The sequence below is a fragment of the Calothrix sp. PCC 7507 genome, from assembly GCF_000316575.1.
GTDB lineage: Bacteria > Cyanobacteriota > Cyanobacteriia > Cyanobacteriales > Nostocaceae > Fortiea.
Window position 1 is genome coordinate 5,652,160 of sequence record NC_019682.1, and the last position, 12,420, is coordinate 5,664,579.

Annotated in this window: 10 protein-coding genes; 7 read left to right on the forward strand and 3 right to left on the reverse strand. The window is 45.7% G+C overall.

Annotation, left to right across the window (positions count from 1 at the left end; genetic code table 11):
• Positions 1 to 43 precede the first annotated feature (43 nt).
• The 3 genes from CAL7507_RS24235 to CAL7507_RS24245 all read left to right on the forward strand — a co-directional run bounded on the left by CAL7507_RS24235 (position 44) and on the right by CAL7507_RS24245 (position 4,359).
• Positions 44 to 2,251, forward strand: a complete 2,208-nt coding sequence (locus CAL7507_RS24235) for a tetratricopeptide repeat protein (RefSeq protein WP_015131125.1) — start codon at positions 44 to 46, stop codon at positions 2,249 to 2,251.
• A gap of 404 nt (positions 2,252 to 2,655) precedes the next feature.
• Entirely contained in the window at positions 2,656 to 3,501 is an 846-nt protein-coding gene (locus tag CAL7507_RS24240; RefSeq protein WP_015131126.1) for a toll/interleukin-1 receptor domain-containing protein, read from the forward strand.
• A 21-nt stretch (positions 3,502 to 3,522) separates the two neighbouring features.
• Positions 3,523 to 4,359 (forward strand): SWIM zinc finger family protein, encoded by an 837-nt coding sequence (locus tag CAL7507_RS24245; RefSeq protein WP_015131127.1) that lies wholly within the window; start codon positions 3,523 to 3,525, stop codon positions 4,357 to 4,359.
• A 159-nt stretch (positions 4,360 to 4,518) separates the two neighbouring features.
• Here the strand turns inward: CAL7507_RS24245 and psbC are convergent, their stop codons facing one another.
• Together psbC and psbD are read right to left on the reverse strand one after the other, a co-directional pair.
• The gene (gene psbC / locus CAL7507_RS24250) at positions 4,519 to 5,907 is read right to left on the reverse strand and encodes a photosystem II reaction center protein CP43 (protein WP_015131128.1); all 1,389 of its coding nucleotides are present in this window, start codon (positions 5,905 to 5,907) and stop codon (positions 4,519 to 4,521) included.
• Entirely contained in the window at positions 5,891 to 6,946 is a 1,056-nt protein-coding gene (gene psbD, locus CAL7507_RS24255) for a photosystem II D2 protein (photosystem q(a) protein) (protein ID WP_015129954.1), read from the reverse strand. The genes psbC and psbD overlap by 17 nt, the downstream gene beginning before the upstream one ends.
• Before the next feature lie 513 nt (positions 6,947 to 7,459).
• Between psbD and CAL7507_RS24265 the strand changes: the two genes are divergently transcribed.
• Positions 7,460 to 8,053 carry a photosystem I assembly protein Ycf4 gene (locus tag CAL7507_RS24265; RefSeq protein ID WP_015131129.1) on the forward strand — a complete coding sequence of 198 codons (594 nt, stop codon included), beginning with the start codon at positions 7,460 to 7,462 and terminating at the stop codon, positions 8,051 to 8,053.
• A gap of 40 nt (positions 8,054 to 8,093) precedes the next feature.
• On the opposite strand, the gene CAL7507_RS24270 is transcribed toward CAL7507_RS24265, so the two are convergent.
• Positions 8,094 to 8,753, reverse strand: coding sequence for a Uma2 family endonuclease (locus CAL7507_RS24270; protein ID WP_015131130.1), 660 nt, complete (start codon positions 8,751 to 8,753; stop codon positions 8,094 to 8,096).
• A gap of 125 nt (positions 8,754 to 8,878) precedes the next feature.
• Between CAL7507_RS24270 and CAL7507_RS24275 the strand changes: the two genes are divergently transcribed.
• From CAL7507_RS24275 to CAL7507_RS24285, 3 genes are all read left to right on the forward strand, one after another.
• Positions 8,879 to 9,667, forward strand: coding sequence for a peptidylprolyl isomerase (locus tag CAL7507_RS24275; protein WP_015131131.1), 789 nt, complete (start codon positions 8,879 to 8,881; stop codon positions 9,665 to 9,667).
• 74 nt (positions 9,668 to 9,741) lie between these two features.
• Positions 9,742 to 11,010, forward strand: a complete 1,269-nt coding sequence (locus CAL7507_RS24280; RefSeq protein WP_144051256.1) for a beta-ketoacyl-ACP synthase — start codon at positions 9,742 to 9,744, stop codon at positions 11,008 to 11,010.
• 533 nt (positions 11,011 to 11,543) lie between these two features.
• Positions 11,544 to 12,305: a DUF928 domain-containing protein gene (locus CAL7507_RS24285; protein WP_015131134.1), complete on the forward strand. Its 762-nt coding sequence runs from the start codon at positions 11,544 to 11,546 to the stop codon at positions 12,303 to 12,305.
• The last annotated feature ends 115 nt before the right edge of the window (positions 12,306 to 12,420 follow it).

The following is a 12,420-nucleotide window of genomic DNA, read 5'->3' on the forward strand; positions in this document are numbered from 1 at the left end:
TTTTTATTTGCTAGTCCCTTAGATTTATTTTTGACATAACTCTATGGATAATCAAGAAGCACTAGAGCAAACTCTCAACCGCGCCCGTCAGTTTCTCCAGATATTGGAAGTGCAAAAAGCTAGTTATGGGTTGCGGGTTCCAGTGGATTTGGTGATTGAACTGGAGGAGAAACAAAAAGAAGTATCTAGCCTAGAGGCACGATTGAGCCTGTTACAGGGAAAGCGCCCAGCAAGTGTACCTGATAACCTGCCCCGCTATACCGATGTGTTTGTGGGACGAAAACAAGAAATTGCTCGTTGTTTGGACGCACTATCACCGGAAGAACGGGGTTGGGGTGTAGCAATTGACGGTATCGGTGGTATGGGCAAAACGACTTTGGCATTGGAGGTAGCACACCTTGCCCGTAAGCAAGGGATGTTTGATGCCTACTTGTTTGCTTCTGCCAAGACTACCTGGCTTTCGGCTGAGGGAGTGCGCCAAGAAACCCTGGCTCTGTCTTCACTTGATAGCTTCTGCCGAGAATTTGCCAAGGGACTAGGGCGAAAAGATATTGAGACAATGACTGATGCCACAGAACGCCGCCGTGCCCTCCTCGACGCTCTGCGGAAAAGGCGCGTCTTGCTAATTTGGGACAACTTGGAAACGCTGAATGCAGAAGAACGAGACATGATTGCTGAGTTTCTGCGGAAGTTGCCCGACCACAACAAAGCCATCATCACCAGCCGTCGCCGTACTGGGGAAAGCGCCGTCACCATCCGCTTAGACCGGCTCTTAGAGTCAGAAGCGTTGGAATTAATGGCAGAGAAGGGAAAGTCGCAACCCCGTCTAGCTCAGGAACTAAAGGCAACGAAACGAGAGATATTAACCGCTTTATATGAAGCATCTGGTGGCAACCCCTTAGCGCTGGATTGGACATTGGGACAGGTGGCACACAAAGGCTATTCCATCAGTGTTGCCCTAGAGCGGTTGCGGAATGCTGCCAAATCCACCGATCTTTATGGGTTTCTGTTCGCCGATGCGGCCGAAATTCTCTCTGGAAATGACCGCACAGTGCTGTCTGCCCTAGTTGTATTTCTGACACCAGCAAAAACTCCAGCACTGGCAGATGCTACCGATTTAGCCATCACCGAGATCCAAGTTTCTTTGGGGCGTTTGGTAACACTATCTTTGGTGAATGAGTTGGATGGAGAACGGTTTGGATTGCACCCCCTCACCCGTACCTATGTCCGGGCTGCTGTGGGCGGAACAGATACCGTCGGCACTGTGCCCCTAAGTGGAATCCGGTTTGACTCTGCAGCCCAACGCAAAGTCCTGCGCTACTGGGTGGACTTTGCCCAGAAATATGGGGGTGACGGCAAAGATGCCTACAAAAACTATGACAACCTGGAAGCCGAGTGGCAGAATCTAGAGGGTGTGGCGACAACCTTGCGGGAGATAGCAGGTATCCCAGGTGTATTGAAAGACCAACAAGCTGCCCAGATGCTCATCGATTTGGAAAACGCTTTGTCTCGATTCCTCCGGTTTCGAGGCTACTGGGATGAGGGGGTGCGCTTGGGTGAGTGGCGATATCAGGCCGGAAAGGCTCTGAGTCAATGGAGTAATGCTGGTTGGGGTGCCAATAATGTTGCCTGGACTTACTACTTTCGGGGAGAGACAGATCGGGCAGCAAGTTGGGCGGCTCAGATGGCAGAGGCGATGGAGCGGGGCGGTAGTCGTCGGGACAAGGCTGCTACAATTCAGTTGCAAGGACAGATCGCAGAGCAACGCCAGGACTGGGCGGAGGCGGAGCGGCTGTACCAGGAGGCGTTAGCAATTTACCGAGAGTTGGGGGAGGAACAGAATGAGGCGATCGCCCTCAACTCTCTGGGATCAGTTGCCTACAAGCAAAAAAACTACGATCACAGTGAGTCCTACTACAAGCAAGCGTTGGCGATCGCTGAAAAGATAGGATTTACCGAACATCAAGTGACTTGTTGCGGAAATTTGGGAAGTCTAGCCCTTGGTCGCGATCGCCCTACAGAAGCCCGCATCTGGTACGAGCGTGAGTTACCTCTGGCACAGGAAGTGGGACGGCAAGACTTGGTAGCTGATGCTCAAGAGGGGCTGGCGCAAGTTCTGGAGAAGGAGGGGCGCTATACAGAAGCGCTACTCTGGGCACAGGCAGCCTTGGAAATTCGAGAACGTCTGCGCGATCAGACCTTGGATTGGACGCGCCGATTGGTTGAGCGGTTGCGAGGTAAGGTGGAATAATCAGTTATCAGTTATCAGTTATCAACTCAAAACACTGATACAGCGTTTTTCAAGTAAATGGAGTACACAGTAGTAACACGGCAGTGCCTAGGCTGTTGACTCTGAGGGTTTTCAGCCCAAAATGCATCAGACAAAATAATAGTCGTAGTTAACGTTCTCATCAGGGCACGGCAGTGCCGATGCCCCTACGGTAAACTTTGCCTATCAGCCCTTCGACTCCGCTCAGGGCGGGTGTGTCAGCGAATAAATAAGCCATCTGTAGCTTAAGTTGACACCAATGAACAGTGCCCTGACGATCATCTGTACCTCACCTTACAATCTGCTGTACCTGATAACTGTTCACTGTTCACTGATAACTGATTTAATGAAATGCTGTACTTATATCTAATTTTTTATACAACCCTATGGATAATCAAGAAGCACTAGAGCTTGCTCTCAACCGCGCTCGTCACTTCCTCCAGATATTAGAAGTGCAAAAAGCTGGTTATGGGATTCGAGTTCCAGTGGATTTGGTGATTGAACTGGAGGAGAAACAAAAAGAAGTCGCTAGCCTAGAGGCACGATTGATCCAGTTACAGGGACTGCAACCCCAGGAAGCAAATCGGGAATTCAATCCCCAAGTTACGCAGTTGCAATGGGAACTGGAGCGCAACAGCAATGAATCACCAAAACATCGGCTACCAGAGAGCCAGAAAAAGGAAGTTTTTATCTCCTATACTTGGAGAGATGAACAAAGCCCTAAAGTAGTTGCACAAATAGAGCAAGCGTTTCAGGAAACAGATATCAAGATTATTCGTGATAGTAATACGGTTGGCTATAAAGGAAGATTTCAGGAATTCATGCAACGATTGAGTCGCGGTAAATGCGTGATTGTGGTCATCAGCGACGAGTATTTAAAATCACCAAATTGTATGTACGAAATGGTGGAGATTGAAAAGAATGGGGAAATGTACGATAGAATTTTCCCTATTTTTTTAGCAGATGCTCAAATTCACGATCCAGTTCAAGCACTTAAATATATTGGTTATTGGGAAAACAAAACTCAAGAGTTAGATGAGGAGATGAAAAAAGTTAGCGGTGCTAATTTGCAAGGATTTCAAGAGAAACTTAATCTGTATACCAAAATCCGTGAAAAGTCTGCTGATATCATCAAGCTGCTGAGTGACATGAATGCTTTGACACTTGATATTCACAGCAACTCAGGATTTCAGACGTTGCGGACTGCAATTGAAAACCGTTTAAATGAATAAGTCTAATTTTTGCATTAATATATGACTAACTCTACCCCACAAATAAATCGAGAATGGTGGTCACAACGGTGGCTTGAGTTATTAGATTCCTATCGCTTTAAAAAGCGTTTGGAACGCGCTAGAAACTACGCTCGCCAGGGAAATGTTCTTAATATCGAGTTTAAAGGTGCAAAAGTATTAGCTAGAGTCCAAGGTAGTGAAGTGGAACCTTATAAAGTTTCATTATCCCTGGAACCGTTTAGTGATGAACAATGGGGTTATGTAATTGAAACTATGTCTCAAAGAGCAATTTTTGCTGCCAAGTTATTAGCAGGAGAAATGCCGCAAAATATAGAAGAAGTGTTTACTGCCAATGGACTGTCGTTATTTCCTTTTACCCTATCTGATGTCCAGAGTAAATGCTCTTGCCCTGATAAGGCAAATCCTTGTAAACATATTGGTGCAATATACTATCAATTAAGCGATCGCTTCAGTGAAGACCCGTTTGTACTGTTTCAATTGCGCGGACGCACCAAGGAACAAATTATTAGTGATTTACGCAAATTACGCGGTGTGAAAGTTGAAGTCTCAACAGATAAAATACAGGATGTTGAACAGTTAGTTGACAACAGCCAATATGCAGTGAAAATAGATTCTTTCTGGCAATATAATGAGCCACTAGAATCTTCTTTAGTAGTGATTGCACCATCAGGTAGTGAGACTGTTTTAGATGTATTGGGAGCGATTCCGTTAGCTAAGGAAGAGGAAAATTTAGTAAATTTAACTTCGACCGAAGTTGTCATGAAGTATTTACATATAGTTTATCAAGATGTTAGCCAGAAGGCTATGTTAGCCGCAATGAATGTAGGAGACAGTTAAATAAGTTATAACTCGTAATATAGAACTACTTTTTGATTTTTGAATTACACGTAGCCCACCAAAACCCGGACATAGTGTTCAAAAATCAAAAAAAAGCTCTTGCTTTTTAGCAAGAGCTTATAAAAAATTCGCTTGTCAGTGATGAAAGAAATTTTAAAACTAGTCGAGTTCTGTCAAGTTCATTGCTAGTTCATTCTCACGGTCAATACCCTTCTCAAAACCACCAGCTGCGGCGCGGGCGCGACCAGCGTGCCACAAGTGACCAATGAGGAAGAAGAAACCTAATACGAAGTGAGAACATGCTAACCACGCACGAGGAGAGACGTAGTTAAAGGAGTTGATTTCGGTAGCCACACCACCTACAGAGTTCAAAGAACCTAGAGGCGCATGGGTCATATATTCAGCAGCACGACGAGCCTGCCAAGGCTGAATATCATTCTTGATTTTTTCTAAATCAAGACCGTTAGGACCACGTAGAGGCTCCAACCAGGGTCCGCGGAAATCCCAGAAGCGCATGGTTTCACCACCGAAGATGATTTCACCTGTGGGGGAGCGCATCAAGTATTTACCTAGACCTGTGGGTCCTTGTGCAGAACCGACGTTAGCACCTAAGCGTTGGTCACGGATCAAGAAGGTCAAAGCTTGTGCTTGAGAAGCTTCTGGGCCAGTGGGACCAAAGAATTCACTGGGGTAAACAGTGTTGTTGTACCAAACCATGATGGAAGCAATGAAGCCCATCAGGGAAAGAGCGCCCAAACTGTAGGAGAGGTAAGCCTCACCAGACCAGATGGATGCACGACGTGACCAAGCAAAAGGCTTGGTGAAGATGTGCCAGATACCGCCAGCAATACAGATGAAGGCAATCCAGATGTGACCACCAATGACATCTTCCAAGTTATCGACGCTAACAATCCAACCTTCGCCACCGAAGGGAGACTTAATCAAATAACCGAAGATGACTGCTGGGTTTAGTGTTGGGTTCGTAATCACACGAACATCACCACCACCTGGTGCCCAGGTGTCATACACGCCACCAAAGAACATAGCTTTCAGTACCAACAAGAGCGCACCAGATCCGAGGATGATCAGGTGAAACCCGATGATGTTGGTCATCTTGTTCTTGTCTTTCCAGTCGTAACCGAAGAAAGAAGAATATTCTTCTAAGGTTTCTGGTCCACGGACAGCATGATAAATACCGCCAAAACCCAGCACGGCTGAAGAAATCAGGTGGAGTACACCAACGACAAAGTAAGGGAAAGTGTCAAACACTTCACCACCAGGACCGACACCCCACCCTAAGGTGGCGAGGTGAGGTAGTAGAATCAAGCCCTGCTCATACATGGGCTTTTCAGGGATAAAGTGAGCGACTTCAAACAAAGTCATCGCTCCCGCCCAGAAGACGATCAAGCCAGCATGGGCAACGTGAGCGCCAAGCAGTTTGCCTGATAAATTAATCAAACGAGCGTTACCAGACCACCAAGCAAAACCGCTTGACTCTAGGTCGCGTCCGCCACTTATGACCGAAGATCTATTAGAGAGCGTTACCACGAGGCAATACCTCCTCAGGGAATACAAATTGTTCGTGGGGTTGATCTTGAGGAGCCATCCAAGCGCGGATACCCTCGTTCAGCAAAATGTTTTTGGTATAGAAAGTTTCAAACTCTGGGTCTTCGGCTGCCCGTAATTCCTGGGAAACGAAGTCATAAGCCCGCAAGTTGAGTGCCAAACCGACGATGCCGATGGCAGCCATCCACAAACCGGTGACTGGCACAAACAACATGAAGAAGTGTAACCAACGCTTGTTGGCGAAAGCAATCCCGAATATCTGTGACCAGAATCGGTTTGCAGTCACCATTGAGTAGGTTTCTTCTGCTTGGGTGGGGTTGAATGCTTTGAAGGTGTTGGATGATTCTCCGTCTTCAAACAAGGTGTTTTCGACTGTCGCACCGTGAATGGCGCACAACAATGCTCCACCCAATACCCCGGCTACTCCCATCATGTGGAAGGGGTTGAGGGTGAAGTTATGGAATCCTTGGATGAAGAGGATGAACCGGAAGATGCCTGCGACTCCGAAACTGGGTGCGAAGAACCAGCTGGATTGTCCCAATGGGTACATCAGGAAGACGCTGACAAATACGGCGATGGGCGCAGAAAATGCTAGGGCGTTGTATGGACGTATCCCTACTAGCCGGGCAATTTCAAATTGTCTCAACATGAAGCCAATGAGTGCAAAGGCTCCGTGTAGCGCCACGAATGCCCACAGTCCTCCTAGTTGGAACCATCTTGTCAAGTCTCCTTGAGCTTCTGGTCCCCACAACAGCAACAAGGAATGTCCTAGGCTGTCTGCTGGTGTTGATACTGCGACTGTGATGAAGTTACATCCTTCTAGGTAGGATGACGCTAGTCCGTGGGTGTACCACGAGGTGACGAAGGTTGTGCCGGTTAGCCATCCGCCTAGTGCTAGGTAGGCTGTCGGGAATAGTAATACTCCTGACCACCCTACGAATACGAAGCGATCGCGTTTCAACCAGTCGTCTAGAACGTCAAACCACCCTCTACTGGGTGCGCGTCCAACTGCGATGGTCATCGAACTAAAATCCTCTTTTTACTAAAATTGCAACGTTTTCTGAGGAATTAACGTTTTTTGACAATCTCAGAGCCGTTAAAGCTACTGAGATTCTGAGAGTCTGCTGCCTAGTTAGTCAGCATTTCTCAGGGCTATGCCATTACCCGTACCATTAGCTAGGAATCTAGTTTCTGGTAACTTAATGATTCTTAACTTATCACATTGGTTGGTGTTTTTGCCCGATCCGCGCCAGCGAAACAGGTATTTAACACAAAGCTATATAGATATTATGAATATCAGAAATTTTACAATCTGACACAACTTTTCTCAGAAATCTCAACAATTGGGATTGGGGAGTGGAGGCAGGGGGCAGGGGAGGATGAGGGAGATGAGGGAGAATAACTCCTGACTCCTGACTCCTAACTCTTGACACCTGACACCTGACTCTTGACCAATGCCCAACATTAACTTGCAATACATACTGCTCCAATGGGAGACTTTTAAAGAGAACATATCACGAGCCAAGATAGTTCAATGACGGCATCAACAATTCACAAGGGTGACTCGCCTAATGGCGATCGCTCTGCTTCACGAGTCCTGCATCAAAACGTTCTCGGTTCTCGTCGGTTCAGCAACTACTGGTGGGCAACTATCGTTACCTTGGGAGCGACAGGATTTTTCCTGGCTGGGCTATCCAGTTACCTAAAGGTTAATTTACTCATAGTTACTGATCCAACTCAACTGGTATTCGTCCCTCAGGGAATCGTCATGGGGTTATATGGCACGGCTGGTTTGCTTTTAGCCTTATACCTGTGGCTGGTTATTTTATGGGACGTTGGCGGCGGCTACAACGAATTTAATCAGGAGAATGGCACATTCAAGATTTTCCGTTACGGATTTCCTGGGAAAAACCGTCACATTGAGATTGATAACAGCATACAAGATGTGCAATCCGTGCGAATAGTCCTGAAAGAAGGTCTGAATCCTGTGCGCGCACTCTACTTACGTGTTAAAGGTCGGCGAGACATTCCTTTGACTAGGGTAGGTCAACCGTTACCCTTAACAGAACTGGAAACTCAAGGCGCAGAGCTAGCTCGTTTTTTAGGAGTACCTCTGGAAGGACTGTAAGGGCAGGGAGCAAGGGGAAGTAACTGTTGACTGTTAACTGTTAACTGTTAGAGGCGAGGCTATGCGATCGCACCCACTCCCTAAACTCTCGCATTCTGGCATTTTCGCCTTTTTGAGAGTCCAGTTGCAGAAATTTGGTTAATTCTTTGACCGGGAATGTACCGAAAGCCAAACTGGCTTCTGACTCTATGTAGACCGCATCTGTCAGAATATTGATGATTAATTTACCTTCTTCATATCGCCAAACTTCAGGCACTTTTAACCCGGCATAAATTGCCATTTTATCAACCGATGAATTGGTTGTATCAATTTCGATTGCTAAATCAGGTGGTGGGTCGTTTTTTAAGTTGATATCTAATTTATTGCGAACTTTTGCTTCGTTTTGGATATAAAAACATTCATCAGCTTCTTTCCCCACAGATTTCGGTTGGGAACGCCAGGTAGTAGATTTTAAACCTCGAATTTCCATCCCTAACTCTTCAGTTAGAACAGTTATTAACCTGCCAAAAGTCCAGCCATATGTTTCATGTTCTGGTAATGGTGTCATCAATTCCAATGTACCGTGATAATAATTCATCCGCAGTTTTGGATGTTCAGCAAATGCGTCTAAAAGCTTCTCGTAGGTTTCCCAACTGACATCATAAAGAATAATACGAGAACCTTCAACAGGTGCTGTGGGTACTGCTAGAGCTTGAGTCATAATTACTGGCGTAGCATATCTGATGTCTATATTATCTCTGAGAGATTCCAGTACCCAATCTAAAAATTTGCCATCTAAAATGGATCAGAGAAGATAAGATACTCTGGTTGAGTCAGTAATTGGTAATGCGGTTAAAACTTTCACAATTTTTAGTTGCTCTTTTGATTGTTGGTGGGTTGATGTTGGGAGGATGTTCAACGCCGCAAGACGCTTCTAAAGCTTCTTCGCCAACCTCTACAGCTACTTCCACAGCAACTGAGACAAGCAGCAAGACAACCACTGAAGCAACATCTGTATCTGAAACTACTAGTGAGAGTATTCCTGGAATGAAAGATTTACCACGGCTTGAAGGTAAGGCTACGGTGGTAGTCACAGTTAAAGGGTCGCCAATTACTATCGAAGTAGATGGCACTAATGCCCCAATTACAGCTGGTAATTTTGTAGATTTAGTCCAAAAGGGTGTTTATGATGGTTTAGTTTTCCATCGAGTTGTGCGTGAACCCCAACCATTCGTGGTACAAGGGGGAGATCCACAAGGTAAAGACCCAAAATTTCCAGCCAATAGACTAGGAACAGGCGGTTATATTGATCCTAAAACCGGGAATGAGCGCTATGTACCCTTAGAAATTAAAGCAAAAGGGGCACAGCAACCAGTTTACGGTAAAACGATTACGGAAACACCTGTGTTGACTCATAAACTTGGTGCAGTTGCAATGGCGCGATCGCAGCAACCCAATTCCGCATCTTCCCAATTTTACTTTGCTCTAGCGGATCTAGGCTTTTTAGACGGGAACTACGCCGTGTTTGGTAATGTCACCGAAGGCTTTGACGTGGTGAACAAGATTCAACAAGGCGATCGCATAGACACCGCAAAAGTCACCAAAGGTTCAGAAAACCTGAAAACACCCAGCTAGTATGGGGCAGGGAGCAGGCTTGCCGTGAGCGTAGCCGAATGGGAGCAGGGGGCAGGGGAGCAGGGGGAGAATATATGATAGATAACTCCAGTTCCCAGTCCCCAGTCCCCAATCCCCAATCCCCAGTCCCTAATCCCAATTTCAAATTGCTTAAGGTTGTTGTCACTGGTATTGGTTTAGTTTCCGCTTTAGGAGAAAATTTAGAGGATAGCTGGCAAAAGTTGATTGCAGGTGAAACGGGAATTAAATTGCATCAACCGTTTCCAGAATTAGCGCCACTTCCTTTAGCATTAATTGCTCAACAACCAGCTGAGTTGAAAAGTCTTACTCAGCTGGTTGTTGCTTCTGCATTAAAAGATGCTGGCTTAGTTTCACCGTTACCTGATTGTGCTGTAGTCATTGGCTCAAGTCGCAGTTATCAGGCTGACTGGGAGAGATTAGCAAAGCAATTGCACAATAAAAACAGAGATAGGGCAAAAAGTTTAGAGGAAGAATCTAAAAATCTCCCCTGCTCCTCTGATCAAGGAGTTTATTTAGAAGACTGGTTAGATACCTTACCGCATATGAATGCGATCGCTGTGGCGCGACAAATCGGTGCAACGGGGATTGTTTTAGCACCGATGGCGGCTTGTGCAACTGGAATGTGGGCGATCGCTCAAGCAGCTGCTCTCGTGCAAACTGGACAATGTCACCGGGTAATTGCTGGAGCGGTAGAAGCACCGATTACACCCCTGACTTTGACAGGGTTTCAGCAGATGGGTGCTTTAGCAAAAACAGGAGCCTATCCCTTTGATTTACACCGGGAAGGCTTGGTTTTAGGCGAAGGTGCAGCTGTGTTTGTTTTAGAATCAGCTGAGTTGGCAAAGCAGCGCCAAGCAAAGGTGTATGGTGAAATACTGGGTTTTAGCTTGACAAATGACGCTTATCATGTAAATGCGCCAGAACCAGAAGGAAAAAGTGCGATCGCATCTGTCAAACTATGTCTAGAACGTAGTAGCGTGACACCAGCAGACATTGATTACATCCATGCTCACGGCACCGCTACACAACTAAATGACCGTATGGAGAGCAAGGTTATTCAGGGTTTATTTCCCAACAAAATACCAGTTAGCTCCACTAAAGGAGCCACAGGTCACACCATAGGTGCATCAGGAGCCTTAGGTGTGGCTTTTTCACTCATGGCTTTGCAGCATCAAATTTTACCGCCATGCGTGGGATTGCAGCAGCCAGAGTTTGATTTAGACTTAGTGCTATCTGCACGTCAAAGTCAAGCAAAGCGGATACTGTGCTTTGGTTTTGGCTTTGGCGGTCAAAATACAGTCATAGCTTTAGGTAATTTGTAATACTTGCCAGATAAATTGTCAGGACTTACGCAACTGGCACACCTATACTTGTCAAGGGTCAAGAGCAACCAGCGCCGTAGGCGGGTTTCCCGCGCCACTTGCTTCAAGCCGGGAAACCCGTCCAACGCAGTGGCTCCTTTTGACCCTTGACAACCTGCACGAAAAAAATATGACACTTGCGTAAGTCCTAATTGCATAGGCTGGGTTTCCCTGTCCTTGACGACAATCCATATGTTGCAAATATTTTTTAAATTGGTATCAGATTTTGCGGCTGAATGCAAAATCTGAGCTTGCTATTGGGAATACTTTACTTAGGTAACTAAATTTACCAAAACGTATAAAACTTCTGGTTCCGTCTCGTAAGTGAAAATTTATGCTGGTTCTCAGTTGAATGCAATACGTAGTAGGGAACACTTACAATATTTTGCACCTATATCCCTACAAAAACTGTATTTAACTTTATTGAGAACAGCTACATCAGTTTTGGTGCATCAACCATCAAGGCACTTTAAATATTTACAGAGCTAACTAATATGAAATGGATGAAGCATTTTCAATATTTCCTCACATTTTCCTTGCCTTTGTGTTTGGAATTTGTCTCGATTTCTACTTTTGCCGCACCAATACAAACTCAATTAAACCCTGCATCGCCAATTCAACAGCTAAAAGTTTGGCAAATCAGTCAGGGATTTAAACCACCAAAGCGGGACTTACCACCAGCCAGCGTTGGCGGTGCAACTCGTGGTAATTACTGCCTGCAAAAAAGTAAGCAATTAATCCCCCTAATTCCCAGAGAGAAATTAGGATTGACTTTTGCAGAACGTCCCACCTTTTTCTGGTATTTGCCTGCAGCTTCAGTCAAAACAGCCCAATTTGTGCTTTTGGCTGATCAGGATCAGAGTCAAGTTTATGAAACAACTTTGAATCTACCAAATAGATCAGGAATTATTGGTTTCCGTCTTCCGGAGAGTGCCCCTACTTTAGAAGTAGGTAAGCGTTATCATTGGTATTTAGCATTAATTTGTAGTGAGCAAAATCCTAGCAAAAATCCTACTTCTGAAGGATGGGTAGAACGCACACAACCAGAATTAACCCTGTCAAAAGCCCTAGCACAAGCAGAATTACGTAAACGCCCAGCCCTTTATGCAAAAGCTGGAATTTGGCATGAAGCGCTGACAACTTTCATTGAGTTACGCCGTACTGAGCCAAATAATCAAAAAATCAAAGATGACTGGCGAAAATTTTTACAATCAGTTGGGTTGAATGGGCTGACAACAGCACCATTGATTGATTAATAAAGGGAATGGGGAATGGGGAATGGGGACTGGGGACTGGGAGGAGAGGGAGGTGTGGGAAGAAAGGGAGGTGTGGGAGGAGAGGGAAGCATTAATTCTCTTTCCCCCCACACTC